Below are 25,489 nucleotides of genomic sequence, written 5' to 3'. Positions count from 1 at the left end.
TGCCCCTCACGCGGGTACGAAGCGGCTACGCGCCCCGGAGCACCGCCCCGGTCCGCTCGCCCGCCAGGGCCACCGCCGCGTCACGCGCGGCCGTGGACTCCTCGGCGGTCAGCGTCCGGTCGGCCGCGCGGAAGCGCAGCGCGTAGGCCAGGGACTTCTTGCCCTCGCCGACCTGCTCACCGGTGAACACGTCGAACAGCCGCAGCGATTCGAGGAGTTCGCCTGCGCCCTTGCGCAGCGCGGCCTCCACCGAGGACGCCGGGACCGACGCGTCGACGATCAGCGCCACGTCCTGGGTCGCCACCGGGAAGGAGGAGATCCGCGGGGCCTTGAGGGCCTCGCCGCCGGCCGCCGCGAGGCGGTCCAGGTCGATCTCCATCGCGCTGGTGCGGGCCGGCAGGCCCATCGCCTTGACCACGCGCGGGTGCAGCTCACCGGCGTGGCCGATGACCTGCTCGACCCCGCCGAGGGTGACGACCAGCTCGGCGCAGCGGCCCGGGTGCCAGGGGCCGTACTGGCCCTGGCGGACCACCAGCTCGGTGCCGGCCTCGACGGCCAGCGCGCGGGCGGCCTGGACCGCGTCCGCCCAGTCGGCCGGACGGCCCTTGCCCCACCAGCCGGCCTGCTCGCGCCCACCGGCCAGCACGACCGCGGCGTACCGCGGCTGCGCGGGCAGGGCCGCGTTCAGGGTGGCGATCTCCTCGTCCGTGGGACGCCGGTCGACGGGCAGCCGTACGGCGACACCCGGCTGGGCGGCGGCCCGGAAGACCGAACCGGTCTCGAAGAGCGCGAGGTCGTGGCTGCCCCGGCTGTCGTTGCGGCGCAGCGCGCCGAGCAGACCCGGCAGCAGCGTGGTGCGCAGCGCCGGCTCCTCGTCGGAGATCGGGTTGACCAGCTTGACGACCTGGCGGGCGACGTCGTGCGCGGGGAGCTGGAGCTGGTCGAAGACGCCCTCACCGATGAACGGGTAGCTGAGCGCCTCGACGTAGCCCGCGCCGGCCAGCGCGCGGCCGACCCGGCGGTGCAGCTGCTGCCGGGCGGTCAGACCGCGGCCGGAGGGCACCTGCGGGAGGGTCGACGGGAGGTTCCCGTAGCCCTCCAGCCGGATGACCTCTTCGGCGAGGTCGTTGGGCGCGGCGAGGTCGGGCCGCCACGAGGGGACGGTGACGACGAGCTCGTCCTGGCCGTAGACGTCGCAGCCGATCTCCTGGAGGCGGCGCACGACGGTCTCGCGGCCGTACTCCATGCCCGCCACCCGGTCCGGGTGGTCCGCGGGCATGGCGATGGTGCGGGGCGCGCCCGGGGCGACGACCTCGGTGACGCCCGCCTCGGCGGTGCCGCCCGCGAGGAGCACGAGCAGGTCGACGGTCCGCTGCGCGGCCGCGGCGGCGGCCTGCGGGTCGACGCCCCGCTCGAAGCGCTTGGAGGCCTCGGAGGACAGCTTCAGGCGGCGGGCGGTGCGCGAGATCGACACGGAGTCGAAGTGCGCGGCCTCGATGACGACGTCCGTGGTCCCCGTGACCTGGCCGGTCTCGGGGTCGGTGACGGAGTCGGCGATCTCGGTGTTGGCGCCGCCCATGACACCGGCGAGGCCGATCGGCCCGCTGTTGTCGGTGATCACCAGGTCTTCGGCGTCGAGCGTGCGCTTGACCCCGTCGAGGGTGGTGAACTTCTCGCCCTGCTCGGCGCGGCGGACACCGATGGTGCCCTCGACCGACGAGCGGTCGTAGGCGTGCAGCGGCTGGCCGAGCTCCAGCATCACGTAGTTGGTGATGTCCACGGCGAGCGAGATCGGGCGCATGCCCGCCTTCTGCAGGCGGCGGGTCAGCCAGATCGGGGAGCGCGCGTCGGGGTCGAGACCGGTCACCGTGCGGGCGGTGAAGCGGTCGCAGCCGGCCGGGTCGTCGACCTTGACGGGGTAGCCGTACGAGTTCGGCGCGGGCACGTCGAGCAGCGCCGGGTCGCGCAGCGGCAGGCCGTAGGCGGTGGCCGCCTCACGGGCGACACCGCGCATGGACATGCAGTAGCCGCGGTCCGGGGTGATGTCGATGTCGAGGACCTCGTCGACGAGCTGGAGCAGCTCGATCGCGTCGGTGCCGACCTCGTGCTCGTGCGGCAGCACGATGATGCCGTGCGTGCCGTCGTCGCCCATGCCCAGCTCGTCGCCGGAGCAGATCATGCCGTGCGAGGTGCGGCCGTAGGTCTTGCGCGCGGCGATCGCGAAGTCGCCGGGCAGGACCGCGCCGGGCAGCACCACGACGACCTTGTCGCCGACGGCGAAGTTCCGGGCGCCGCAGACGATCTCCTGCGGCTCGCCGGTGCCGTTGGCCTGGCCGACGTCGACCGTGCAGAAGCGGATCGGCTTGCGGAAGCCCTCCAGCTCCTCGATGGTCAGCACCTGACCAACGACGAGCGGGCCCTTGAGGCCGCCGCCGAGCTGCTCGACGGTCTCGACCTCGAGGCCGGCGTCGACCAGCTTGGCCGCCACGTCACGGCCGGTTTCACCCGCGGGGAGATCGACGTACTCCCGCAGCCAGGAAAGCGGGACGCGCATCAGATCTCACTCCCGAACGGCCGGGTGAAGCGAACGTCACCCTCGACCATGTCTCGCATGTCTTCGACGTTGTGGCGGAACATCAGCATCCGTTCGATGCCGAACCCGAAGGCGAACCCGCTGTACTTCTCGGGGTCCACACCGCAGGCGACGAGCACCTTGGGGTTGACCATGCCGCAGCCGCCGAGCTCGATCCAGCCCTCGCTGGAGCAGGTACGGCACGGGCGGTCGGGGTTGCCCACCGACTCGCCGCGGCACACGTAGCACTGCATGTCCATCTCGGCGGACGGCTCGGTGAAGGGGAAGAAGTGCGGGCGCAGGCGCGTGGTGGTGCCCTCGCCGAACAGCTCCTGGACCATGTGGTCCATGGTGCCCTTGAGGTCCGCCATGGTCAGGCCCTCGTCCACGGCGAGCAGCTCGACCTGGTGGAAGACCGGGGTGTGCGTCGCGTCGAGCTCGTCGGTGCGGTACACGCGGCCCGGGCAGACGATGTAGACGGGGGGCTTGCGCTCCAGCAGCGAGCGCGCCTGCACCGGGGAGGTGTGGGTGCGCAGCACGACGCCGGACTCGTCGCCCTGGGTGCCCTCGGGCCCCTGGACGAAGAAGGTGTCCTGCATCTGGCGCGCCGGGTGGTCGGGCGTGAAGTTGAGGGCGTCGAAGTTGAACCACTCGGCCTCCACCTCCGGCCCCTCGGCGACCTCGTACCCCATGGCCACGAAGATGTCCGCGATGCGGTCCATCAGCGTGGTCAGGGGGTGACGGGCGCCGGCGGGGACGCGGTCGTAGGGCAGCGTGACGTCCACGGCCTCCTCGACCAGCACCCGCTCGTCGCGCTCCGCCTCCAGCGCGACCGTGCGGGCCCCGAAGGCCTTGTTCACGGCGCCGCGGGCCTGGCCCACGCGCTTGCCCGCCTCGGCCTTGGCCTGCGGGGGCAGCGCGCCGATCTCGCGGTTGGCGAGCGCCAGGGGCGAGCGGTCGCCCATGTGCGCGGTCTTCGCCTCACGCAGCGCGTCGAGGTCGCCGGCGGACGCGAAGGCGGCGAGCGCCTCGTCCCGCATGCGCTCGATCTCTTCCGGTTTCAGTGCCTCGACCTCGACAGGGTCGTACGACTTGTTCGGTGCCGACATCTCTTCCCGTACTTCCGATGGCTGGCTGGATGGGTCCCCCGCGCGACGCGCAGGACGCGCTCGGCACAAGGACACAAAGGTGCCAAAGGACGAGTCTAAAGGCCGCTGGGGGTGGAGGAGCCCGTGGGCCGCCTGCCGAGACTCTCCGCAGGACTACTGCGTGAGGTACGCGGGGGCGCTCACGGGCAGGATAAATCGGAACTCGGCGCCGCCGCCGGGCCCGCGGCCGACCGTGATGGTCCCGCCGTGGGCCTCCACGATGCCCTTGACGATGTACAGGCCCAGGCCGGTGCCGCCGCGCTTGCTCCCCCGCCAGAAGCGGGTGAAGACGCGGCCCATCGACTCCTCGGGGATCCCGGGGCCTTCGTCGGTCACGGTGACGGCGGTTCCCTTCTCATGCGGCGACACACCGATGGTGACCGTTCCCTCTCCGTGGCGCACCGCATTTTCCAGGAGGTTGCCGAGGATCTGGTCGATCTTGTCCGGATCGGCCCACAGATCGGGGAGCGGGCGGCTGACGCTCACGAGGAACCGCTCGGGATCCTGCCCGTTCGCGGTGAGCGCCTGCACGTGGCGGCCGACGGCGGTGGCGATGTCCACCGGCTGGCGGCGCACCTCCAGGCGGCCGGAGTCGATGCGGGAGATGTCGAGCAGTTCGGCGATGAGACGGGTGACGCGGTTGGCGTCGGCGTCGACGGTCTCCAGCATCAGCCGCTTCTGGTCGTCGGTGAACCGCTCCCATTTGGCGAGCAGGGTGGCCGTGAACCCCTTGACCGAGGTCAGCGGGGAGCGCAGCTCGTGGGCGACGGTGGCGATGAGCTCGGCGTGGCTGCGCTCGGTGCGCCGGCGGGCCTCGGTACCGCGCAGGGTGACCACGAGGCGGCGCAGCGGCCCGGTGGGGTGCGTACGGACGTAGCTGGCGGAGACCAGCACCTCGCGCCCGCCCGGAAGCAGGAGGTTGCGCTCGGGCTGCCCGCGGCGGGTGGCGAGGCCCCCGTACGGGTCGGTCAGCGCCCACCAGCGGCGGCCTTCGAGGTCTTCGAGCGGGAGCGCCCGCTCGATGCGCGTGCCGAGCGCCTGGGCGGGGTCGGTCGCGGTCATCCGGGCCGCGGCCCGGTTGAAGCAGATCACGTGCCCGGTGGCGTCGGCGACGACGAGCCCGTCGGGCAGGCAGTCGGGGTCGATCCCGAAGGCGAGCCCCTCACCGGGTGCCCCGCTCCCCAGGACCGCCCCGCGGGCCGCGCCCTGCGGCGGTACGCCGCGCAGCGCGTCGGAGGCGCGTGCGGGGGGCACGGCATCGATGGGCCCGCCCGTACGGGCGCAGAGGCCGACCGGCAACGGCGGACCGGCCGACGTATCGGCCTCCGGCGAGCTGTTCGTACCGACGGTCATGTCCCCGTACCCCACATCTCCGAGTAGCGCAGTGGGCCCCCCGGGCCGCCACATTACTAGCTGGGGGTCACAGAGCGGCACCCTCCGGGCGCCCGCTGTGCACGCGCGGACGCGTAGAGGCACACGGCGGCGGCCGTCGCCAGGTTCAGGCTCTCCGCCTTTCCGTGGATCGGGACCCGTACGACGGCGTCCGCCAGGGCCCTGGTCTCCTCCGGCAGACCCCACGCCTCGTTGCCGAAGACCCAGGCGGAGGGCCCGCCCATGGTGCCCGCGTCCAGCTCGGCGTCGAGGTCGTCGTCACCGGCGCCGTCGGCCGCCAGGATGCGTACGCCGGCCGCCCGGAGTCCCTCGACGGCCTGTTCGACGGGAACGCCGACCGCGACCGGGAGGTGGAAGAGGGAGCCCACGGAGGCCCGTACCGACTTGGGGTTGTAGAGGTCCACGGAGGCGTCGGTCAGCACCACCGCGTCGGCGCCCGCGGCGTCCGCGCAGCGCAGCACCGTACCGGCGTTGCCGGGGTCGCGGACGTGCGCGAGGACGGCGACGAGCTTGGGGCGCGCCTTCAGGATGTCCTCGAACGGGGAGTCCAGGAAGTGGCAGACACCGACCAGGCCCTGCGGGGTGACGGTCTGGGAGACCTCGGCGAGCACCTCGTCGGAGGCGTAGTGGACGCGGGCACCCGCGTCCAGGGCGGCCCCGATGATCCCGGAGTAGCGCTCGGCGGCCTCGACGGTGGCGAACAGCTCGATCAGGGTCGACTCGCCCGTGGGACCGCGGTGCTCGACGGCCTCGCGGACGGCCTGCGGGCCCTCGGCGATGAAGCGGCGCTCCTTGGTGCGGAAGTTGCGCCGCGCCAGGCGCCTGGCGGCGGCCACCCGCGGGGACCGGGGGGAGATCAGCTCGTCGGGGTGACCCATGGTGTGTGCGGTTCTCTTTCGGGGTTCCGGGCGGGACGGGGGCTGGACGGGGCGGGGCGGCGGGGCGCGGCGCGGGGCGGCCGCGGCGCGGAAAGCACACGGACCCGCAGGCGAATGCCTGCGGGTCCGTGGGGGCCGGCCCTGGGTGAGCTGGGCCGGCTAGCCCTTAGGCAGCGGCCTTGGGGGCGTTGACGTCGGCCGGAAGCGCCTTCTGCGCGACCTCGACGAGCGCGGCGAACGCGTTGGCGTCGTTGACGGCCAGCTCCGCGAGGATCTTGCGGTCCACCTCGATGTTGGCGGCCTTCAGACCCTGGATGAGGCGGTTGTACGTCATGCCGTTCTGGCGGGCAGCGGCGTTGATGCGCTGGATCCACAGCTGACGGAAGTCGCCCTTGCGCTTCTTGCGGTCGTTGAAGTTGTAGACCAGCGAGTGGGTGACCTGCTCCTTGGCCTTGCGGTACAGGCGCGAACGCTGACCGCGGTAGCCGGAGGCCGCCTCGAGGATCGCCCGGCGCTTCTTGTGGGCGTTTACTGCCCGCTTGACGCGTGCCACTTTTTAACTCCTTGTAGCGGGGCCGTGGGTGTCTTCACACAGCCCGAAATTCGATGGGGTCCCGGTCTCGACGTGCGTCCGCTCCCGGCAGGGGGAGCGGAGACGTCAGATGCCGAGAAGCTTCTTGATCTTCGCGGCGTCGCCGGGGGCCATCTCCGCGGTGCCGGTGAGGCGGCGGGTGACACGGGACGACTTGTGCTCGAGCAGGTGGCGCTTGCCGGCGCGCTCGCGGAGCACCTTGCCGGAGCCGGTGACCTTGAAGCGCTTCTTGGTACCGCTGTGCGTCTTGTTCTTCGGCATGGCGCCGTTATCTCCTCGTCGGTGGCGCTCCCACCGGTCCGGTACGGGACCGGCTTACGGGAGCGTCATGTTGTGTCGGGTGATCCCGGGACGGGGTGTCCTGGAATCAGGCCTCGGCGTTCGCCTCGTCGGCCGGAGCCTCTTCGGCAGCGGCCTCGGTGGCCTCGGCGGAGGCGACCTCGGTGGTGTCATCGACCTCGACGGCGGCGTCCTCGGAAGGAGCCTCGTCTTCGGTGTGGGCGACACCCTGGCGCTCCGCCTTGCGGGCGGCCTGCGCCTCGCGGGCTTCGGCCATCGCCTCGGTCTTCTTCTTGTGCGGACCGAGGACCATGATCATGTTTCGGCCGTCCTGCTTCGGGTTCGACTCGATGAACCCGAGGTCCTCGACGTCCGAGGCGAGACGCTGCAGCAGTCGGTAGCCGAGTTCCGGCCGGGACTGCTCGCGACCACGGAACATGATCGTGATCTTGACCTTGTCGCCCTGCTTGAGGAACCGAACGACGTGACCCTTCTTGGTGTCATAGTCGTGCGGGTCGATCTTCGGCCGGAGCTTCATTTCCTTGATGACCGTGTGCGCCTGGTTCTTGCGCGCCTCACGGGCCTTCATGGCCGACTCGTACTTGAACTTGCCGTAGTCCATGAGCTTGCAGACCGGCGGGCGTGCGGACGCCGCGACCTCGACCAGGTCGAGGTCGTACTCCTGCGCGAGCTCAAGCGCCTTGGCAAGCGGCACGATGCCGACCTGCTCGCCGCTGGGACCGACAAGCCGTACCTCGGGAACGCGAATCCGGTCGTTGATGCGGGGCTCGGTGCTGATGGATCCTCCTCGGTAGCACCACACGGCTGCCTGGCAGACAGCCGCTGACGTGTATTTCCGTCAGACCGACCGCAGCGGGAGAATGAAAAAAGCCCCGCCGGGCACAGGCAGGGGCTCCAAAACAACCGGAACACCGCCGCGTGCAAACCGCGGGGCGTAAACTCGGGCAGCTTTCCATCGTCCGTACGGAACGATGGATGCCGCCTGACCGGTGACCCGCCGCCCCGGAGGGCAGTCAGGTGGGAGAACGGAGCCTCCACTTGTGGGCCGGGCACAGAAGTGTCCGGCCGGTCGAAGTACATACTAGCACCCGCGCCGCAAGCCCGCCGCACGGCATATCGTGGGGCGCATGACTGACGCGACACCCCCCACCGAACCCGCTGCCGACGGCACCCCCGACTACGACACCATGACCCGCGACATCGCGGACGTGCCCGCCGTCGAGGTGATCACCACGGTGGCCGTGCACCTGCTGAGCGCCGCGGCGGTCAACCTGGGCCTGGACAAGCCGGACTCCGAGCACAAGGACCTCGACGAGGCCCGCAAGCTGATCACGGCCCTGGCCGGTCTGGTCACCGCGAGCGCCACCGAGATCAGCTCCTTCCACGCCGCCCCGCTGCGCGACGGCCTGAAGTCGCTCCAGCTGGCCTTCCGCGAGGCCTCGATCGTGCCGGACGAGCCGGGCCAGGGGCCGGGCGAGAAGTTCACGGGTCCCGTCTTCGGCTGAGCCCGTACCGGAAAGACAGCAGGACGACGGCCGGTGCGCCCCGCATGGGGCGCACCGGCCGTCGTCGTGTCCGGGGGCCGCGCGGCCGCCGTACGGTCAGGGCCGCGCACGGGCCGGCAGATCGCTCATCGGGATTCCCGGCGGTCAGCGGGTGAACAGGGGCTCGCCGGGCGGAGCCGGAGCGTCCGACGGGAGCAGCGCCAGGTCCAGCCCGCGGACCAGCCGGGCCCGCAGCGTGGTGTCCGCCGCCAGCGCCTCGGCGACGCGCCGGGCCGCCGCGGACGCCTGCGCGCCCCCGGCCAGCACGATCGCCAGGGTGCCGTCGGAGTCCGCGCCGCCCGGGCCGAGGTGGGCGCGCAGGACGGCCGGCTCCGCGGACACGGCGGCCCGTACGGCCTCCCGTACGGCGGGATCGGCCAGCGGACCCGCGTCGGTGCGGCCCTCGGCGAGCGCGAGCAGCGCGGAGCCGGTCAGCTGGTACGTGACCGGGCCGGCCAGGTCCAGGACCACGGTGTCGGCCTTCTCGTGCGCGGCGGCCGCCAGCGCCTGGTGCAGCGGGACGGCCACCGGCCGGGCCGCGGGGTCCCAGAGCGCGAGCGAGGCGATCGAGGTGAAGGCGGGCAGCGCCCGCCGGTCGCCCGCCCGCAGGGTCGGGACGGCCATGTCACTGGTCTTCTCGCGCTTCAGGCCCGTCTCCGGGTCGGTCTCCACCTCACCGAGGACGGCGACCACCGGGACCAGCAGGCGGGCGCCCTTGAGCGCGGCCAGCACCTCCGGCTCCTTCGCCCGGTCCCCGGACCAGGCGGCCAGAGCCGCGGTCAGCCGGGGATCGGCGGAGCCGTCGTCGTCGGAGAATCCCGGGTCGGGAATGTTCTTGTTCGCCATGTTCGCCACAGTTACCCGACCCTACTGTGCCGCGTACGGGTCCTGGCCACGGCCCCAGGTGCCCCGGCGCGGGCGCCGCGCGAGTACGGCGGCCAGGACGAGCAGCACCGCCCCCGCGACCGCGGCCGCCGGGGCTCCCAGCCGCGCGCGCCGCTCGGGCGGGCGGACCGGCTCGGGGCCGGGGCCGAAGTAGGTGCTCCCGGCCGCGGCGGGCACGGGCGCCGGAGCGTCCGGGCGCATCCCCTCGGCGGCCTGGAGGGCGGCGACCGGATCGATCAGCCCGTGACCGCGGGCGTCGTCGCGGCCGCCGGCCGGGGAGTCGGAGGCGGTCGCCTCCAGCAGCTTCTTCACCTGGGCCGGCGTCAGGTCGGGGTGCGCGGACAGGACGAGGGCCACGGAGCCGGAGACGAAGGCCGCCGCGGCGCTGGTGCCCCAGCCCTCGTAGTACGAGCGGTCGGGGTCGGCGATGACGACGTCGACGCCGGGGGCGCTGACGGTGGCGTACCAGTTACGGGTGGAGAACTTGGCCTTCTTGCCCCGCCGGTCGACAGCGGTGACGGCGATGACCCCCGGATAGGCGGCCGGGTAGGAGACACGGTCGCCGGCCTCGCCGCCGTTGCCCGCGGAGGCCACGACGACCACGCCCTTGGCGAGGGCGTACTGGACGGCCTCGTCCTCCCCCGCCTCGTGGTGGGCGGAGTCGCTGTCGTCGCCGAGGGACAGGTTGATCACGTCCGCGCCGTGGTCCGCGGCCCACCGGATGCCCTCGGCGAGGGACCCGCCCTTGCTGTCGCGGGCCTTGGCGCGGCCCGGGTCGCCCTCTTCGAGAATCACCCGGACGGGCAGGATCCGTGCCTGCGGGGCCATGCCGAGGACACCCTGGCCGCGGCTGGGGCCGTGGCCGTGCCCGGCGATGATGCTGGCCATGGCCGTTCCGTGGCGGGCCCAGGCGCGGTCGCCGGGGCCGGCTCCCATGCCGATGAGGTCGGTGCCGGGAAGAACCTGGCCGGAGAGGTCGGGATGGGACTCGTCGACGCCGGTGTCCAGGACGGCGACGGTCACTCCGGCGCCCCGGGTGGTGCCCCAGGCCTCCTCGGCGCGCAGGGCCAGCAGGCCCCACTGGCGGTCGCGGATGTTGTCGGCGGCGGCGGGGGTCGCGGTGGCGGACACGAGGAGGGTCGCGGCGAGCAGGGCGGCGGCCGCCTGCCCCGAGGCCCGGCGGATCATCGGGTGGGCTCCGGGGTGGGTGTGGCGGGCGGTGCGGGCGGTGCGGCGAGGAAGGCGAGGCCGTGGCCGACGCGGTCGGCGAGCGCCTGGGCCTCGTGGCCGAGACCGGCCTGGGCGGCGGCTCCCGTGGCGTCCTTCTTCATCAGGTCCGCGGCGGGGCGGGGCCCGTCCAGGGCTCGGCCGTCGGCGAAGGCGGAGACGGTGTAGACGACGACGGGTGCCTCGGTGAGTACGGAGGCGGCCCAGGCGCCGCGCTGCGCGTCGGTGAACCCGTACGCGGGCGGAGCGGGGATCCGGCCCTTGAGGGCGGTCATCGTGGGGGCGTCGGCGGGGGTGAAGACCATGCCGACGGTGATCAGCGAGCTTCGGGTGGCGTCGGTGTAGGTGGCGCGCAGCACGCGGGTGCAGCCGGTGGCGGCCAGCAGGGCCTGCCAGTCGGCGGCGAGGGCTGCCGGGCAGTCGGCGTCGGGGGCGAGCGCGATCCGGGTCCAGGTGCGGTCGGAGCCGCCGGGGCCGGCGGAGGGGCCGGTCAGGACGGGCGGGAGCAGGCTGTCGACGGGGGCGGCACGCCACAGCGACCCGGCCTTGCGGTAGACGGCGTCGGCGGGGAGGGGACGGGCCGCGGCGCGGTGTTCGGCCCAGGTGGTGAGGGCGGCCCCGCCGACGAGGCCGCTGCCGAGGAGGACGCAGAGCGTGGCGGCGAGGACCCGTACGGGGTGGCGGCGCGTGTTCGCGTGCGTGGGCCGGGGCTGGGGCGGGATCGGTTCGGGCTCGCCCAGGATCGCGGTCCGCGGTGTCGTCGTGGTCATCCGGCGGCTCCGCCCCCCGTTCCGTACGGCTGCCTGCCCGTACTCTACGGCGTCGCCGCAGCAAGGTGGATCCCGGTACCACCCCGGAACCGGCCCCACCGCACCGATCCGGCCCCGCCGCACCGATCCGGCCCCGCCGGCGTTCGAGCACGGGATCCGGGGCGGAGCCCCGGTCGTCGAGCCGCGACCGGGCAGCCGGCCGCACCACCCCGGCCCGTCGGCGCCCGAGGCGCGGGGCACTACCCACCGGTAGAGACCTCTGGCAAGCTGCCGCCCATGAATTCCCCCGCCACCGACCGCGCCCGGTACGACCGGGCGACCGCGCACCTGGACGCGCCGCTGGCCATCGTGGATCTCGACGCCTTCGACGCCAACGCCGACGATCTCGTCCGCCGCGCCGCCGGCAAGCCGGTCCGGGTCGCGAGCAAGTCGGTCCGGTGCCGTGCGCTGCTGGAACGGGTCCTCGCCCGCCCCGGGTTCGCCGGGATCATGTCGTACACCCTCGCCGAATCGCTCTGGCTGGCCCGGTCCGGGTTCGAGGACGTGCTCCTCGCCTATCCCTCCGCCGACCGGGCCGGCTTCGGCGAGCTGGCGGGCGACGCCAAACTGGCCGGCGCCGTCACGGTGATGGTGGACGACCTCGCGCAGCTGGACCTGATCGACGCCGCCCGGGACGGCGGCGCCGAGGAGGTCCGGGTCTGTCTGGAGCTGGACACGTCCCTGCAACTGCTCGGCGGTCGGGTACGGATCGGGGCCCGCCGCTCCCCGCTGCGCGAGCCCGAGCAGCTGGCCGGGCTGGCCCGGGTGGTGGCCGACCGGCCCGGGTTCCGGGTCGTGGGGCTGATGGCGTACGAGGGGCACGTCGCGGGGGTCGGGGACTCGCTGGCGGGTCGCCCGCTGCGCTCCCGGACGATCCGGCTGATGCAGGGCGCGGCCCGCAGGGAGCTGGCGGCGCGACGGGCCGAGGTGGTGCGGGCCGTGCGGGCCGTCGTACCGGATCTGGAGTTCGTCAACGGCGGCGGTACCGGCAGCGTGCAGCAGACGGCCGCCGAGGACGCGGTGACCGAGATAGCCGCGGGTTCGGGCCTGTACATGCCCCGGCTGTTCGACAACTACACGTCGTTCAGCGGGCGTCCGGCGGCCCTGTTCGCCCAGCCCGTGGTGCGCAGGCCCGGGGTGGGCGTGGTGACGGTGCTCGGGGGCGGCTATCCGGCCTCCGGTGCGGCCGGGGCGGACCGGCTGCCGGTCCCGTACCTGCCGCAGGGGCTGCGCTACGACCCCCAGGAGGGCGCGGGCGAGGTGCAGACCCCGCTGCTCGGGAGCCCGGCCGATGATCTGCTGATCGGCGACCGGGTCTGGTTCCGGCACGCGAAGGCGGGCGAACTGTGCGAGCGGTTCGACACCTTGCACCTGGTCGAGGGCGATCGGGTCACCGGCAGCGTGCCGACCTACCGGGGTGAGGGGCGGACCTTCCTCTAGATACGGAACGGGTACGGGCTAGATACGGGTGACGGGCTTGTGGACGAAGCCGGTCAGCGGTGCGAGCACCTTCCAGTCGAGCGTTTCGTAGAGCGCCCGGCCCTGGACGGTCGCGCCCAGGATGCCGGTGGCCGCACCGTTCTCGACGGCCGCGCCGGTGAGTGCGCCCATCACCACCGTCCCGAGGCCGCGGCGCTGGTGGGCCTCCTCGGTGATGATCTGGTCGAAGACGCAGGCGGCGCCGGCCAGCCCGATCCGGCCGCGCGCGGCGAGCTCCCCGCCGGCGGTCAGGACGCGTACGCCGACGACACCGTCGGCGGTCCCGGTGGTGACGGTGTAGCCGTCAGGCGGGCGCACGACGGACGGACGCAGATCGACGGCCATCAGGAAGCCGGGATCGGTCGGCTCCCACTCGGGCGGGAACCACGGCTCCATGACGTCGGGTGCCACGAAGGCCTTGATCCAGGTGGCCGGTTCGGTGATCCCCCCGACGAGACCGCGTGCGGCCGCGGCATCGGCGTCGAGCAGGACGTGCCGGACGGTCTGGGTGGGCAGCCCGACCCGGACGCTCAGTCCCCACGGCGTGTCCACCGGCTTCGGCACCCGCCGCGAGACGGTCCAACCCTCGACCCACGAGCGCGCGAGCTCCCACATCCGGACACCCCTCCAAGTAATGACTGCCACTTGAATTCGGATGTTACCCAGGCGGGGTGACAGCCATCGCCTGCCGAGCCTCGTGGGCCTGCTCGCCCGCTCGCCCGCTCCCCCGGTCGTCTAGTACACGGAGTCCGTCTGGTCGGGGACGACGCTCCGGTCGCCCCGCAGGACCGGTCCCTTGGTGCCGTCGTGGTCGACGTAGCCGGTCGTCGCGCACGGGTAGGGGTCGGCCTTGCGCTTCTTGGGTTCGATGAACATGGGGTTGACGATCCAGCGGCCGTCGCTGTTGTCGTACGCCCGGCACATCAGCTCGTTCTTGTTGCGGTTCACGACCAGCCGCAGGGCGGTGGCGTCGCGCAGGAACGAGATGTCGGTGTCGGAGTCGCCGGCGGCGAACACCTGGCGTCGGGCGGCGGGCTGGACCTTCTCGGCGGCCGCGCCGCGTACGCCGAAGACCTCCTTGTTGATCCAGCAGCGCTTGCCGTCGATGTAGGTGATCATCGTGTCGGCGCCGTCCCGGACGGTTCCGCAGCCCTGGAGGTGGGCGGTGAACTTCCCGCCGTACGTGGTGGTGTTGCGGATGCCTATGACGTGGTCGGCCTCGATGCCGGTGCCCTGGGCCCAGACCTCGACCACGGGCTGCGGGGAGGCCGAGCTGATCCACACGTCGAAGCCGGCCTTCTGCAGACCCTTGATCAGGTCTTTCTGCTGGTCGTAGTAGCGGACCCAGCCGGTGGCGGTGGTCGTGGTGCCGACCCGCTGCGTGGCGCCGACGGGCGCGGCGAGGTTCTCGGTGCGGGCGGCGGCGGCGAAGCCTCGGATCTCGCGTGCGGTCCAGCCCTGCATCAGCTGGGGGAGCCAGGCGTAGGAGGGTTCGGTGGTGCGGCGGTCCCAGCCGGTGAAGGCGGGGGCGCCGGCGCGGGTCGCGGCGGTGCCGTAGACGGCGTTGATCTCGTCGGCGCAGCCGGCTCCGGCGGGGGTTCCGGTGGGCAGAGGGGCGCCGGGGCGGGCGAGGGCGCCGCAGGCGTCGGTCAGGGCCTCGGTGGCGGCGGGGGTGAGGTGGCGGCTGGTGGTGGACCAGTCGCCTGCGGCGGGCTGGCGGATCCGGCCGTTGCGCAGGAGCCAGAACATGGTGGCGTCGCCGACGTCGTTCTTGACGACGGTGTTGTCCCAGTCGAAGACGGCGACGGGCTTGGCGCGGTTCGGCCGGTACGGGCTGCAGCTGCCGTACCGGTCGATGAGCTGCTGGAGGCGGGCCTGGTTGTCCCCGTACCAGCCGGAGCCGACGGTGACCTTGGGACATGGGGTGTGCGCGGCCTGGGCCGGCGGGGCCGCCAGGAGGCCGGATCCGGTGACCGCGGCGAGGGCGAGGGGGGCTGCCCATTTTCTCTGCATGCTGCTCCTTCGAGGGTCGGGACAGCCCTGAGGGACCGGCCGGGCACCTTGTGGTGCCCGGCCGGCCGGGGTGCGGTGCGATGGGGTGCGGTGGGCCTACAGCGGGGTCACGTAGGCGCCGGAGATACCGCCGTCGACGAGGAAGTCGGTGGCGTTGATGAAGGAGGAGTCGTCGCTGGCGAGGAAGGCGACGGCGGCGGCGATCTCGGTGGGCTCGGCGAAGCGGCCCAGCGGGATGTGGACGAGGCGGCGGGCGGCGCGCTCGGGGTCCTTGGCGAACAGTTCCTGCAGCAGGGGGGTGTTCACGGGCCCCGGGCACAGGGCGTTGACGCGGATGCCCTCGCGGGCGAACTGCACGCCGAGCTCGCGGGACATGGCCAGGACGCCGCCCTTGGAGGCGGTGTAGGAGATCTGGGAGGTGGCGGCGCCCATGATGGCGACGAAGGAGGCGGTGTTGATGATGGAGCCGCGGCCCTGTCGCTGCATGTAGGGCAGGGCGGCCTTGCAGCACAGGTAGACGGAGGTGAGGTTGACGTCCTGGACGCGCTTCCAGGCCTCCAGGCCGGTGGTCAGGATGGAGTCGTCGTCCGGGGGCGAGATGCCCGCGTTGTTGAAGGCGATGTCCACGGAGCCGTAGGTGTCGAAGGCGGCCTTGAAGAGCGCCTCGACCTCCTCGGGGCTGGTGACGTCGACCTTGACGAACAGACCGCCGACCTCTTCGGCCGCGGCCTTGCCCGCCGTCTCGTCGATGTCGGCGCAGACGACGTTGGCGCCCTCGGAGGCCAGGCGGCGGGCGGTGGCCAGGCCGATGCCGCTGCCGGCTCCGGTGATGACGGCGGTACGGCCGACCAGGCGGCGGCAGATGATCTCTTCGTTGGACATGTGCTTCAGGCCTCCGTGCTGATGAAGACGTTCTTGGTCTCGGTGAAAGCGGTGAGGGCGTCGGGTCCGAGCTCGCGGCCGAGCCCGGACTGCTTGTAGCCGCCGAAGGGGGTCCAGTAGCGGACGCTGCTGTGGGAGTTGACGGACAGGTTGCCGGCGGCGACGGCGCGCGAGACGCGCAGCGCGCGCCCGACGTCGCGGGTCCAGAGGGAGCCGGAGAGGCCGTACTCGGTCGCGTTGGCCAGGCGTACGGCGTCCTCCTCGTCCTCGAAGGGCAGGACGACGGCGACCGGTCCGAAGACCTCCTCGGCGGCCACGGGCGCGGTGGGGGCGACGTCCGTGACGAGGGTGGGCGGGTACCAGAAGCCGGGGCCTTCGGGGGCGGTGCCGCGGATGGCGGTGAGGTCGTCGGTGACGAAGGACCGTACGCGGTCCAGCTGGGTCCGGGAGATCAGCGGGCCCATCTGGGTCTTCTCGTCGAGCGGGTCGCCGACGGTCACGGCCGCGATGCCGGGGGCGACGAGCTCCAGGAAGCGGTCGTAGGCGGAGCGCTGTACGAGGATGCGGGTGCGGGCGCAGCAGTCCTGGCCGGTGTTGTCGAGGAAGGCCATGGGGGCGGCGGCCGCCGCTGCTTCGAGGTCGGCGTCGGCGAAGACGATGTTGGGGCTCTTGCCGCCGAGTTCGAGGGTGACGCGCTTCACCCGGTCGGCGCACTTGGCCATGATCTGCTTGCCGACGCGGGTGGACCCGGTGAAGACGATCTTCGCGACGCCGGGGTGTTCGACGAGTGCGTCGCCGGCGACGTCCCCGCGGCCGGGGAGCACCTGGAAGAGGTGCTCGGGGATCCCGGCTTCGAGGGCGAGTTCGGCGAGGCGCAGGGCGGTCAGCGGGGTGGTCTCGGCGGGCTTGAGGATGACGGCGTTGCCGGCGGCGAGGGCCGGGGCCAGGCCCCAGGCGGCGATCGGCATGGGGAAGTTCCACGGGGCGATCACGCCGATGACGCCGAGGGGTTCGAGGAAGGTGATGTCGATGCCGCCGGCGACGGGGATCTGGCGGCCGGAGAGCCGTTCCACTCCCCCGGCGGCGAAGTCGAGGAGGTCGCGTACGTTGCCCGCTTCCCAGCGGGCGTTGCCGATGGTGTGGCCGGCTTCGCGGACCTCCAGCCGGGCCAGTTCCTCGATGTGGCCGTCGACGACCGCGGCGAAGCGGCGCAGCAGCCGGGCCCGGTCGGCGGGGGCGGCCGCGGCCCAGGCGCGCTGGGCCGCGGCGGCCCGGGTGACGGCGGCGTCGACGTCGTCCCGTGTGGCGGCCGGGACGACGGCGACGGTTTCCTCGGTGGCCGGATTCAACACTTCCAGCGCATCGGACACGTGGTGCCTCACAGTTTCGTTCGGTGGCGTGCGGTGGCTACAGGCGTTCGAAGGAGCGGCGCAGCTCCCAGTCGGTCACCGCGGAGTCGTAGGCGTCGAGTTCCACGCGGGCCATGTTCCGGTAGTGCGCGACCACTTCGGGGCCGAAGGCGGCCTTGGCGATCTCGCTGTTCTCCCAGAGCTCGGCGGCCTCGCGCAGGGTGGCGGGGACGTGTGCGTAGTCGGCGGTGTAGGCGTTCCCGCCGCAGGCCTCGGGGAGCTCCAGGCGGTTCTCGATGCCGTAGAGCCCGGCCGCGACCAGGCCGGCGACGGCGAGATACGGGTTGACGTCACCGCCGGGGAGGCGGTTCTCGAAGCGCATGGAGCGGCCGTGGCCGACGACCCGGAGTGCGCAGGTCCGGTTGTCCACGCCCCAGGCGACGGCGGTCGGCGCGAAGGATCCCGGCCGGAAACGCTTGTACGAATTGATGTTGGGGGCGTAGAGAAGGGAGAAGTCGCGCAGCGCGGCCAGCTGGCCGGCCAGGAAGTGCCGCATCACCGGTGACATTCCGCCTGGGCCGTCCCCGGCCATCGCGTTGTGCCCGTCGGCGTCGGCCAGCGAGAGGTGGATGTGACAGGAGTTGCCCTCGCGCTCGTCGAACTTGGCCATGAAGGTGAGCGAGACACCTTCCTGGGAGGCGATCTCCTTGGCTCCGGTCTTGTAGACGGAGTGCTGGTCGCAGGTGGTGAGCGCCTCGTCGTAGCGGAAGGCGATCTCGTGCTGGCCGAGGTTGCACTCCCCCTTGGCCGACTCGACGATCAGGCCCGCGGCCTGCATCTCGTTGCGGATCCGGCGCAGCAGGGGTTCGATGCGGCCGGTCCCGAGGACGGAGTAGTCGATGTTGTACTGGTTGGCCGGGGTCAGGCCCCGGTAGCCGGAGTTCCAGGCCTGCTCGTAGGTGTCCTGGAAGACCATGAACTCCAGCTCGGTGCCGACCATCGCGGTGTAGCCGGCCTCGGCGAGGCGCTCCAGCTGGCGGCGCAGGATCTGCCGGGGGGCGGCGACGACGGGCGAGCCGTCGTTCCAGGCGAGGTCGGCGAGCAGGAAGGCGCTGCCGGGGTTCCACGGGATGCGGCGCAGGGTGGCGAGGTCGGGGTGCATGGCGAAGTCGCCGTAGCCCCGGTCCCAGGAGGACATCTCGTAACCGTCGACCGTGTTCATGTCGGTATCGACGGCGAGGAGGTAGTTGCAGCCCTCGGTACCGTGCTCGAGGACCTCGTCGAGGAAGAACTGTGCGGCGAACCGCTTGCCCTGGAGCCGCCCCTGCATGTCGGGGAAGGCCAGGACGACTGTGTCGATCTCACCACTGGCGACGAGGGAGCGGAGCTCCTCGGGCGCGAGCGGCGGCTTGCGGTCTACCACTGGAATCTCTCCTTCGGTGAGCCGAGGAGGCCTAAGGTATTGAATAGAACCATTGCTTGGGAAGGGGAGGAGCCGAGATGACCGATACGGCGAGCGAAGGCGGCGCCACCGCACGACTGAATCCCGTGCTGCGGCAGGTGCGGGCGGGCAACGGTTTCGAGGAGGCGCTGGAGCAGATCCTGCAGGTGGTCCGGCTGGGTCTGGTGCCGGGCGGCGAACGGCTGCCGCCCGAGCGCGAACTGGCGGAACGCATGGGGATCAGCCGGGTGACCCTGCGCGAGGTGCTGAAGGTGCTGCAGGACCAGGGGCTCGTGGAGGCCCGGCGCGGCCGGTACGGCGGAACGTTCGTGCTGCCCCGGCCCGACACCCCGGCCGGCGGCGCCGAGGAGGAGCTGCGCCGGCGCGTCGCGGGGGTGGACATCGAGGACGTCCTGCGGTTCCGCGAGGTCCTGGAGGTGGGGGCGGCCGGACTGTGCGCCTCCCAGGGCCTGACCGAGGAGGGCACCGAACGGCTGCTCGGCGCCCTGGCCGCCACCCATGACGCCCCGCTCGCCGACTATCGCCGCCAGGACACGCTCTTCCACCTCACCCTGTGCGAACTGGCCGGGTCCGCCACCCTGACGGCCCAGTACGCCGCCGTCCGGGCCACCGTGAACGACCTGCTGGACTGCATCCCGCTGCTCGTGCGCAACCTGGAGCACTCCCAGCAGCAGCACAGCACGCTGGTGGAGGCGGTGCTGGAGGGCGACGCGACCGGGGCCCGGGAGACCATGCGCGAGCACTGCTGCGGCACGGCCGCGCTGCTGCGGGGCTTCCTGACCTGAGCGGCGCCGGGGGGCGGCCCGAGAGGCTTTCGTAACTTCTGTTTAACGCAGAGGTCTTGCGCACCCCGCCCCTCTAAGGCAAAGGTACGGCCCACAACCATTGCCCTGAGGCAGGAGCGCACGATGGCCGACGACATCGAGGCACGGCTCGCCGCCGTACCCGCACCCACCAAGTCCCCCGACGGCGGGGACGGACCCGACGAATACCTCGCGCGCCGGACGCTGCGCCGCGGCAGCGCCGGCTGGCTGCTCCTGACCGGTCTCGGCGTCGCCTATGTCGTCTCCGGGGACTTCTCCGGCTGGAACGTCGGCCTCGACAAGGGCGGCTTCGGCGGCCTCGCCATCGCCACCGTCCTCATGGGCGCGATGTACGCCTGTCTGGTCTTCTCGCTCGCCGAGCTGTCCACCATCCTGCCGACCGCGGGCGGCGGCTACGGCTTCGCCCGCCGCGCGCTCGGCCCGTGGGGCGGTTTCCTCACCGGCACCGCCATCCTCATCGAGTACATCCTGGCCCCGGCCGCGATCGTCATCTTCATCGGCGACTACGTCGAATCCCTCGGCCTCTTCGGACTGACCTCCAGCTGGCCCGTCTACCTCGGCTGCTTCGTCATCTTCATCGGCGTCCACCTCTGGGGCGTCGGCGAGGCGCTCCGCTTCAGCCTCGTCGTGACCGCGATCGCCGTCGCCGCGCTGCTGATCTTCGCGGTGGGGGCCTTCACCGAGTTCGACGCCTCCGGCCTGAACGACATCCCCGTCGACGCGGACGCCTTCGGCTCGAACTCCTGGCTGCCGCTGGGCGTCCTGGGCATCTGGGCCGCGTTCCCCTTCGGCATGTGGTTCTTCCTCGGCGTGGAAGGCGTGCCGCTGGCGGCCGAGGAGGCCAAGGACCCGGTCCGCTCGATGCCGAAGGCCCTCTCCATCTCCATGGGCATCCTCGCCCTGCTCGCCCTGATCACCTTCTTCGCCGCGACCGGCGCGCAGGGCGCCGACGCCGTCAAGGCCGCCGGCAACCCGCTGGTCGTCGCCCTGGAAGGCGACGGCGGCCCGACCGCGCTCAGCCGCTTCGTGAACTACGCGGGTCTGGCCGGCCTCGTGGCCTCCTTCTTCTCCCTCATCTACGCGGGCTCGCGCCAGCTCTTCGCCCTCTCCCGCGCCGGCTACCTGCCCCGCTTCCTCTCGCTCACCTCGAAGCGAAAGGCCCCGTACCTGGGCCTGATCATCCCCGGCGCGATCGGCTTCGCCCTCGCCGCGGCGACCGGCGACGGAGCCCGCATGCTCAACATCGCGGTGTTCGGCGCCACCATCTCCTACGCCCTGATGGCCCTCTCGCACATCGTGCTGCGCCGCCGGGAGCCGGACCTGGAGCGCCCGTACCGCACCCCGGGCGGGATCCTGACCTCCTCGGTGGCCTTCGCACTCGCCCTGTCGGCCCTGGTCGCCACCTTCCTGGTGGACAAGGACGCCGCATTCATCGCCCTGGCCGTGTACGCCGTCGCCCTGGCCTACTTCGCGATCTACAGTCGGCACCACCTGGTGGCCTCGGCCCCGGAGGAGGAGTTCGCGGCTCTCGCGGAAGCCGAGGCGGAACTGACCCGCGACTGAAACCCTGTTCCTGCCCTGCTCTGCCCCTGTTGGAGGTAACGAACGTGCCCAGGCCGCTCATCGGCATCACCACCTACGTCGAGGACTCCACCCGCTACGGCGTGTGGGACCTCCCGACATGCCTCGTACCGACCGGGTACTACGAACTCGTCCAGGCGGCGGGCGGCGCGGCCGTGCTGCTCCCGCCGGACGAACCCGGGTCGGCGGCGGAGGTGCTGAGCCGGGTGGACGGCCTGGTCGTCGCGGGCGGCCCGGACCTGGACCCGGTGCATTACGGAGCCGCGCGGGACTCCCGTACGGGCGCCCCCGCCACGGTCCGCGACCACTGGGAGCTGGCTCTGATCGCCGCCGCGCTGGACGCGGACCTGCCCCTCCTCGGCATCTGCCGGGGCATGCAGGCCCTCAACGTGGCCCTGGGCGGCACGCTGGTCCAGCACATCGACGGCCACTTCGAGACCCCGGGGGCCATCTCCTGGCACCCGGTCCGCCCGGTCCCCGGCACCCGGTACGCGGACCTGGTCCCGGAGGAGGCGCAGGTCCCGACCTACCACCACCAGGCCGTCGACCGGCTGGGCCGCGGCCTGGTCGTCTCCGCCCACGCGGTCGACGGCACGGTGGAGGCGATCGAACTGCCCGACCCGGAGCGGTGGGTGCTGGGCGTCCAGTGGCACCCGGAGCGGGACAAGGACACGCGGGTGATGTCCGCCCTGGTCGAGGCGGCCTCCGTCCGCACCGCGGTACCGGTGGGCTGACGCCCGCTCCCCCTCCGCCCCTCCCCTCGCGCCCGACGGCGGGGGGGCGGAGGCCGGCCGGCCCGATTGGCCGGTCCCCCGCCCGGCGGGCAGGCTGGAAGGATGCGGACCGAAGCGGAGGGCACGGCATCCGGCCCGGTCTCCAGGCTCCTGGAGAACCCGGTCATCGGAATGGCCCCGTGGATCGTCTTCTCACTGCTGGTCGGCCCGGGGCGGTTCGAGCTCGCGGTCGGACTGGCGCTGGCCACGGCCGTCGCGCTCATCGCGGCGAGCCACCTGATCAACCGCGGCAGCAGCTGGAAACTCCTGGAACTGGCCGACGTGGTGTTCTTCGCCTCGATGGCCGTCGTCGGAGCCCTGGCGAGCGAGGGGACCCTGCGCTGGCTGGAGACGTACGCGGGCGAGGTCGCGAACATCACCCTGGCCGTGATCGCCTTCGGCTCGATGGCGGTGGGGATGCCCTTCACCCTCCAGTACGCCCGTGAACAGGTCGATCCCTCGCACTGGCACGCGCCCGGCTTCATCCGCGCCAACTACGTGATCACGGGCGTGTGGGGTGCGGCCTTCGTGGTGGCGGCCCTCGCGGGCGCCTACGGGGACCTGGTCCTGCACAACCCGAACAACATCTGGACCGGCTGGATCATCCAGATCCTGGCCATCGTCGCCGCGCTGAAGTTCACCGTCTGGTACCCGGACGTGGTCCGCGCCCGCGCGGTCCGCGAGGCCACCGGCGAGGGCCCCGAACCACCCGGCCCCGCGGGACTGTTGCTGCCGCTGGCAGGCCTGCTGGTGCCGATCGGGATCGCCGTCCTGATCTTCGACGACATGTGGTGGCTGGGTGTCGCCCTGATCGTCGTGGGCTCGCTCCTGACGAAGCGGCTCAGCTCGGCGAGCTGAGCCGCCCCGGGCGTTCCTCACTCGGGCCGGACGAAGACCACCGACCGCAGTTCCAGGCGCTCCGAGCCGTAGCCCGTGCGCGGCCGCAGCGCGAACTCCCGGCCCGTGCAGTCCGGCTCCGTGAACACGAGCGCCACCTCGTCGGTCCGGTTGCGGGGCGAGTGCGCCGGGGAACTGGCCGCGGGGTCGGCCACCTCGGGCAGCGTGATGCACTCGCCGCTCGGCGGGTTCTCCAGTACGACCCTCAGCGGCCTGCCGTCGAGACCGGCGACCGTGTACTGGAACTCTCCTGTGGCGGCCGAGGCCGACGTCGGGATCGTGAGCAGCAGGGTGACGGCGCCGAAGGCGGCGACGGCGGCATGGCGAAGACGCATCTGGGTTCTCCTCGGGAGAGCGACAAACGTGCAGGAGCCACCTTTCCTGCGTCGCGCACGCCGGTCACCGTCCGCCCCGCGCCGAATCGATCCCTCCTCGCCCGAACGGACTAGATCCGGCGGTGGGTCAGGGACAGCAGGTCACGGGCCGGGCCCGCCGGGCGGGAGCCCGTCGGCCAGACCGCCCGCAGGGCCCGGTCGAGCGGCGCGCCCGACACCGGGACCTCCACCAGCCGCCGCGCGCCCAGTTCGTCCCCGACCGCCAGCTCCGACAGCACGCACGGCCCCGCACCGCTCAGCGCCGCGGCCTTCACCGCCGTGGTCGACGCCAGTTCCAGCAGCGGCTCGGCCAGCCCGCCGGCCGAGGCCAGCGCGGCGTCCAGTACCTGTCGCGTGCCGGACCCCCGCTCGCGCAGGATCAACGGCGTCGAGGCCAGCTCCGCCGCCGCCACCCCCTTGGCGCGGCGGGCCCACGGATGCCCCGGGGCCACCGCCACCACCAGGCGGTCCTGCGCGATCACCGCCGAATCCAGCCCCTCGGGCACGGTCAGTCCCTCCACGAAGCCGAGGTCGGCCTCGTGCGCCAGGACCCGTTCGGCGACCACCGCCGAGTTCCCGGCGTGCAGGGACACCGCCGTGTCCGGGCGCTGCCCGCGCAGGGCGATGAGCCAACCCGGCAGCAGGTATTCCGCGATGGTCATGCTGGCGGCCACCCGCAGCCGCGAGTCCCGCCGCCCGCGCAGCGCCTGCGCCCCCGCATCGAAGGCCTCCGCCGCCTCCACCACCCGCCGGGCCCAGTCCGTGACGAGCGCGCCCTCGGCCGTCAGCGTCGACCCGCGCGGCGAGCGGTCGACCAGGGCCACGCCGAGCCGGGTCTCCATCGCCCGGATGCGACTGCTCGCGGCGGGCTGGGTGATGCCGAGCCGCCGGGCCGCGCCGCTCAGGCTGCCGACCCGCGCGACCGCGAGCAGCAGTTCCAGCGCGCCCAGGTCCGGTACCCGGTGCGCCAGCGGAACCCACTCCTCATTACCCATAACATCAGTTTATGGCCTCATAGGAAGATGACCTCTGCCGCCCCCTCCGCCCGGGCGTGAGGCTGGATCCATGGCCACCACCCTCGTGCGACCCCGCACTCACACCACTCCCGCGGTCCGGGCCCACAAGGCCCCCGCACTGCGGCACCTCGGCCCCAACTGGTACGCGTGCGTCATGGGCACGGCGATCCTCGCCAACGCCGGCGCGACCCTCCCCTACCAGCTCCCCGGACAGCGCGTGGCCTGCCAGCTCGTCTGGGCGCTGTCCGCCGTCCTCCTCGCCGTCTTGCTCACGGCCCGCGCCGGGCACTGGCTCCACCACCGCGACCAGGCCCGCGCCCATCTCCTCGACCCGGCCGTCGCCCCCTTCTACGGCTGCCTCGCGATGGCGCTGCTGGCCGTCGGCGGCGGCACCCTCATCGTCGGCAAGGACCTCATCGGGACCGGCGCCGCCGTCGCCGTGGACGCCGTGCTCTTCACCGCCGGAACCGCGATCGGCCTGGTCATGGCCGTGGCCGTGCCCTACCTGATGGTCGTACGGCACAAGGTCGAGCCCGGACAGGCCACCCCCGTCTGGCTGCTCCCCCTGGTCTCCCCCATGGTCTCCGCCGCCCTGGGCCCGCTACTGATACCCCACCTGCCCGCCGGCCAGCCCCGCGAGACCCTGCTGCTCGCCTGCTACGCCATGTTCGGGATCAGCCTGCTCGCCACCCTGCTGATGCTCCCCCTGATCCTCGGCCGGCTGATCGTGGGCGGCCCCCTCCCCCTGGCCCTGACCCCGACCCTGTTCCTGGTCCTCGGCCCCCTCGGCCAGTCCACCACCGCCGTGAACCAGCTCGCCGATGTCGCCCCCCAATCGATCGACGGCGCCTACGCGGGCGCACTGGGCGCCTTCGCCGTGGTCTACGGGGTCCCCGTGATGGGCTTCGCCCTGCTGTGGCTGGCCCTGGCCGCGGCCATGCTGGTGCGGGCGGCCCGGGGCGGCATGGGCTTCGCGATGACCTGGTGGGCCCTGACCTTCCCCGTGGGCACCTGTGTCACCGGCGCCACCGGCCTGGCCCACCACACCGGCCTGACCGCCTACGCCTGGCTCGCCGCCGCCCTCTTCCTCGGCCTGCTGACCGCCTGGCTCCTGGCCGCCACCCACACCCTCCGCGGCCTCCTCTCCGGCCGCCTCCTGACCGGCCAGACCCCCCGGGGCGGGACGGGCCGGCTCGGTTCGGCGTAGGAACCGGTCCGCGGGTGCCGACGGCACGGGCCGGGATCCAGGTGCGGTAGGGCCGGTCCGCGGGGCCATTCTCCTCGGCGGGGCGGGCAGGTGGGGGTCGGTCCGCGGGGCCATTCCCGTCGGCGGGGCGGGCAGGTTCGGGCTGGTCCGCGGGGCCGGGGAGGGGTGTCTCCTCGGCTCGGCGCGTGCGGGCATGTCCCGGCGGTACTCGGTGGTTGCGCGCTCGTCCTGCGGGGACACCCCTCCCCGTCCCCGCTCCCCACGCGTCAGGCCGGCTTCGGGGCA

At 72.8% G+C, this 25,489-nt stretch carries 24 protein-coding genes; 7 read left to right on the top strand and 17 right to left on the bottom strand.

Annotated elements, in window-relative coordinates; genetic code table 11:
* Positions 1 to 25 precede the first annotated feature (25 nt).
* From pheT to infC, 7 genes are all read right to left on the bottom strand, one after another.
* A complete protein-coding gene (gene pheT, locus KO717_RS28885) occupies positions 26 to 2,554 on the bottom strand; it encodes a phenylalanine--tRNA ligase subunit beta (RefSeq protein ID WP_301372265.1) in 2,529 nt (842 codons plus the stop codon).
* Entirely contained in the window at positions 2,554 to 3,681 is a 1,128-nt protein-coding gene (pheS, locus tag KO717_RS28880) for a phenylalanine--tRNA ligase subunit alpha (protein ID WP_030012061.1), read from the bottom strand. The genes pheT and pheS overlap by 1 nt, the downstream gene beginning before the upstream one ends.
* A gap of 153 nt (positions 3,682 to 3,834) precedes the next feature.
* Complete coding sequence (locus KO717_RS28875; protein WP_301372262.1) at positions 3,835 to 5,073, bottom strand: sensor histidine kinase; 1,239 nt, start codon at positions 5,071 to 5,073, stop codon at positions 3,835 to 3,837.
* Positions 5,074 to 5,129: 56 nt separating this feature from the next.
* On the bottom strand, positions 5,130 to 5,990 hold the full coding sequence (locus KO717_RS28870) for a TrmH family RNA methyltransferase (protein WP_301372260.1): 861 nt from the start codon (positions 5,988 to 5,990) through the stop codon (positions 5,130 to 5,132).
* A 166-nt stretch (positions 5,991 to 6,156) separates the two neighbouring features.
* Positions 6,157 to 6,543 carry a 50S ribosomal protein L20 gene (gene rplT, locus KO717_RS28865; protein WP_007263143.1) on the bottom strand — a complete coding sequence of 129 codons (387 nt, stop codon included), beginning with the start codon at positions 6,541 to 6,543 and terminating at the stop codon, positions 6,157 to 6,159.
* A gap of 105 nt (positions 6,544 to 6,648) precedes the next feature.
* Complete coding sequence (rpmI, locus tag KO717_RS28860) at positions 6,649 to 6,843, bottom strand: 50S ribosomal protein L35 (RefSeq protein WP_266598480.1); 195 nt, start codon at positions 6,841 to 6,843, stop codon at positions 6,649 to 6,651.
* Between the two features lie 106 nt (positions 6,844 to 6,949).
* Entirely contained in the window at positions 6,950 to 7,684 is a 735-nt protein-coding gene (gene infC, locus KO717_RS28855; protein WP_030012386.1) for a translation initiation factor IF-3, read from the bottom strand.
* Between the two features lie 325 nt (positions 7,685 to 8,009).
* On the opposite strand from infC, the gene KO717_RS28850 reads away from it, so the two are divergent.
* Positions 8,010 to 8,387, top strand: coding sequence for a DUF1844 domain-containing protein (locus KO717_RS28850; protein WP_301372249.1), 378 nt, complete (start codon positions 8,010 to 8,012; stop codon positions 8,385 to 8,387).
* A gap of 144 nt (positions 8,388 to 8,531) precedes the next feature.
* On the opposite strand, the gene KO717_RS28845 is transcribed toward KO717_RS28850, so the two are convergent.
* From KO717_RS28845 to KO717_RS28835, 3 genes are read right to left on the bottom strand one after another with little or no spacing between them, the layout of a single operon-like run.
* Complete coding sequence (locus KO717_RS28845) at positions 8,532 to 9,272, bottom strand: SseB family protein (RefSeq protein WP_301372248.1); 741 nt, start codon at positions 9,270 to 9,272, stop codon at positions 8,532 to 8,534.
* 21 nt (positions 9,273 to 9,293) lie between these two features.
* On the bottom strand, positions 9,294 to 10,499 hold the full coding sequence (gene mycP / locus KO717_RS28840) for a type VII secretion-associated serine protease mycosin (RefSeq protein ID WP_301372247.1): 1,206 nt from the start codon (positions 10,497 to 10,499) through the stop codon (positions 9,294 to 9,296).
* Positions 10,496 to 11,308: a hypothetical protein gene (locus tag KO717_RS28835; protein WP_301372246.1), complete on the bottom strand. Its 813-nt coding sequence runs from the start codon at positions 11,306 to 11,308 to the stop codon at positions 10,496 to 10,498. Before KO717_RS28835 ends, mycP begins: the two co-directional genes overlap by 4 nt.
* Positions 11,309 to 11,584: 276 nt before the next feature.
* Here KO717_RS28835 and KO717_RS28830 point away from each other — a divergent pair, with 276 nt between their 5' ends.
* Positions 11,585 to 12,787, top strand: coding sequence for an amino acid deaminase/aldolase (locus KO717_RS28830; protein ID WP_301372245.1), 1,203 nt, complete (start codon positions 11,585 to 11,587; stop codon positions 12,785 to 12,787).
* Between the two features lie 18 nt (positions 12,788 to 12,805).
* Here KO717_RS28830 and KO717_RS28825 read toward each other — a convergent pair whose 3' ends face one another.
* The 5 genes from KO717_RS28825 to KO717_RS28805 all read right to left on the bottom strand — a co-directional run bounded on the left by KO717_RS28825 (position 12,806) and on the right by KO717_RS28805 (position 18,493).
* The gene (locus KO717_RS28825; RefSeq protein WP_301372244.1) at positions 12,806 to 13,441 is read right to left on the bottom strand and encodes a GNAT family N-acetyltransferase; all 636 of its coding nucleotides are present in this window, start codon (positions 13,439 to 13,441) and stop codon (positions 12,806 to 12,808) included.
* A gap of 120 nt (positions 13,442 to 13,561) precedes the next feature.
* Complete coding sequence (locus tag KO717_RS28820; RefSeq protein WP_301372242.1) at positions 13,562 to 14,839, bottom strand: haloacid dehalogenase-like hydrolase; 1,278 nt, start codon at positions 14,837 to 14,839, stop codon at positions 13,562 to 13,564.
* Positions 14,840 to 14,935: 96 nt separating this feature from the next.
* On the bottom strand, positions 14,936 to 15,721 hold the full coding sequence (locus KO717_RS28815) for a 3-oxoacyl-ACP reductase (protein ID WP_301372240.1): 786 nt from the start codon (positions 15,719 to 15,721) through the stop codon (positions 14,936 to 14,938).
* 5 nt (positions 15,722 to 15,726) lie between these two features.
* The gene (locus KO717_RS28810) at positions 15,727 to 17,091 is read right to left on the bottom strand and encodes an aldehyde dehydrogenase family protein (protein WP_301372239.1); all 1,365 of its coding nucleotides are present in this window, start codon (positions 17,089 to 17,091) and stop codon (positions 15,727 to 15,729) included.
* 37 nt (positions 17,092 to 17,128) lie between these two features.
* Positions 17,129 to 18,493, bottom strand: coding sequence for a glutamine synthetase family protein (locus KO717_RS28805; RefSeq protein ID WP_301372237.1), 1,365 nt, complete (start codon positions 18,491 to 18,493; stop codon positions 17,129 to 17,131).
* 77 nt (positions 18,494 to 18,570) lie between these two features.
* Here KO717_RS28805 and KO717_RS28800 point away from each other — a divergent pair, with 77 nt between their 5' ends.
* From KO717_RS28800 to KO717_RS28785, 4 genes are all read left to right on the top strand, one after another.
* Positions 18,571 to 19,317 (top strand): FadR/GntR family transcriptional regulator, encoded by a 747-nt coding sequence (locus KO717_RS28800; protein WP_301372235.1) that lies wholly within the window; start codon positions 18,571 to 18,573, stop codon positions 19,315 to 19,317.
* Between the two features lie 123 nt (positions 19,318 to 19,440).
* Positions 19,441 to 20,919: an ethanolamine permease gene (gene eat / locus KO717_RS28795; RefSeq protein WP_301372233.1), complete on the top strand. Its 1,479-nt coding sequence runs from the start codon at positions 19,441 to 19,443 to the stop codon at positions 20,917 to 20,919.
* Between the two features lie 44 nt (positions 20,920 to 20,963).
* Positions 20,964 to 21,671, top strand: a complete 708-nt coding sequence (locus tag KO717_RS28790) for a gamma-glutamyl-gamma-aminobutyrate hydrolase family protein (protein WP_301372232.1) — start codon at positions 20,964 to 20,966, stop codon at positions 21,669 to 21,671.
* A gap of 102 nt (positions 21,672 to 21,773) precedes the next feature.
* Positions 21,774 to 22,568 (top strand): hypothetical protein, encoded by a 795-nt coding sequence (locus KO717_RS28785; protein ID WP_301372230.1) that lies wholly within the window; start codon positions 21,774 to 21,776, stop codon positions 22,566 to 22,568.
* Positions 22,569 to 22,585: 17 nt separating this feature from the next.
* Here the strand turns inward: KO717_RS28785 and KO717_RS28780 are convergent, their stop codons facing one another.
* Both KO717_RS28780 and KO717_RS28775 read right to left on the bottom strand, forming a co-directional pair.
* Positions 22,586 to 22,942 (bottom strand): hypothetical protein, encoded by a 357-nt coding sequence (locus KO717_RS28780; RefSeq protein WP_301372228.1) that lies wholly within the window; start codon positions 22,940 to 22,942, stop codon positions 22,586 to 22,588.
* Between the two features lie 110 nt (positions 22,943 to 23,052).
* Positions 23,053 to 23,976: a LysR family transcriptional regulator gene (locus KO717_RS28775; RefSeq protein ID WP_301372226.1), complete on the bottom strand. Its 924-nt coding sequence runs from the start codon at positions 23,974 to 23,976 to the stop codon at positions 23,053 to 23,055.
* 70 nt (positions 23,977 to 24,046) lie between these two features.
* Between KO717_RS28775 and KO717_RS28770 the strand changes: the two genes are divergently transcribed.
* Positions 24,047 to 25,204 carry a TDT family transporter gene (locus KO717_RS28770; RefSeq protein WP_301372225.1) on the top strand — a complete coding sequence of 386 codons (1,158 nt, stop codon included), beginning with the start codon at positions 24,047 to 24,049 and terminating at the stop codon, positions 25,202 to 25,204.
* Positions 25,205 to 25,489: the final 285 nt, after the last annotated feature.

This window comes from Streptomyces xanthophaeus, assembly GCF_030440515.1.
GTDB lineage: Bacteria > Actinomycetota > Actinomycetes > Streptomycetales > Streptomycetaceae > Streptomyces > Streptomyces kutzneri.
Note: the sequence above shows the minus strand (reverse complement) of the source record. Positions and strands in the feature narration are given on the sequence as shown.

Bases quoted from the DNA above. Each gene is read 5' to 3' on its own strand.
- pheT (WP_301372265.1), bottom strand. From the start codon at position 2,554: ATGCGCGTCCCGCTTTCCTGGCTGCGGGAGTACGTCGATCTCCCCGCG.
- pheS (WP_030012061.1), bottom strand. From the start codon at position 3,681: ATGTCGGCACCGAACAAGTCGTACGACCCTGTCGAGGTCGAGGCACTG.
- KO717_RS28875 (WP_301372262.1), bottom strand. From the start codon at position 5,073: ATGACCGTCGGTACGAACAGCTCGCCGGAGGCCGATACGTCGGCCGGT.
- KO717_RS28870 (WP_301372260.1), bottom strand. From the start codon at position 5,990: ATGGGTCACCCCGACGAGCTGATCTCCCCCCGGTCCCCGCGGGTGGCC.
- rpmI (WP_266598480.1), bottom strand. From the start codon at position 6,843: ATGCCGAAGAACAAGACGCACAGCGGTACCAAGAAGCGCTTCAAGGTC.
- KO717_RS28850 (WP_301372249.1), top strand. From the start codon at position 8,010: ATGACTGACGCGACACCCCCCACCGAACCCGCTGCCGACGGCACCCCC.
- KO717_RS28845 (WP_301372248.1), bottom strand. From the start codon at position 9,272: ATGGCGAACAAGAACATTCCCGACCCGGGATTCTCCGACGACGACGGC.
- mycP (WP_301372247.1), bottom strand. From the start codon at position 10,499: ATGATCCGCCGGGCCTCGGGGCAGGCGGCCGCCGCCCTGCTCGCCGCG.
- KO717_RS28835 (WP_301372246.1), bottom strand. From the start codon at position 11,308: ATGACCACGACGACACCGCGGACCGCGATCCTGGGCGAGCCCGAACCG.
- KO717_RS28830 (WP_301372245.1), top strand. From the start codon at position 11,585: ATGAATTCCCCCGCCACCGACCGCGCCCGGTACGACCGGGCGACCGCG.
- KO717_RS28825 (WP_301372244.1), bottom strand. From the start codon at position 13,441: ATGTGGGAGCTCGCGCGCTCGTGGGTCGAGGGTTGGACCGTCTCGCGG.
- KO717_RS28820 (WP_301372242.1), bottom strand. From the start codon at position 14,839: ATGCAGAGAAAATGGGCAGCCCCCCTCGCCCTCGCCGCGGTCACCGGA.
- KO717_RS28815 (WP_301372240.1), bottom strand. From the start codon at position 15,721: ATGTCCAACGAAGAGATCATCTGCCGCCGCCTGGTCGGCCGTACCGCC.
- KO717_RS28800 (WP_301372235.1), top strand. From the start codon at position 18,571: ATGACCGATACGGCGAGCGAAGGCGGCGCCACCGCACGACTGAATCCC.
- eat (WP_301372233.1), top strand. From the start codon at position 19,441: ATGGCCGACGACATCGAGGCACGGCTCGCCGCCGTACCCGCACCCACC.
- KO717_RS28785 (WP_301372230.1), top strand. From the start codon at position 21,774: ATGCGGACCGAAGCGGAGGGCACGGCATCCGGCCCGGTCTCCAGGCTC.
- KO717_RS28780 (WP_301372228.1), bottom strand. From the start codon at position 22,942: ATGCGTCTTCGCCATGCCGCCGTCGCCGCCTTCGGCGCCGTCACCCTG.
- KO717_RS28775 (WP_301372226.1), bottom strand. From the start codon at position 23,976: ATGGGTAATGAGGAGTGGGTTCCGCTGGCGCACCGGGTACCGGACCTG.
- KO717_RS28770 (WP_301372225.1), top strand. From the start codon at position 24,047: ATGGCCACCACCCTCGTGCGACCCCGCACTCACACCACTCCCGCGGTC.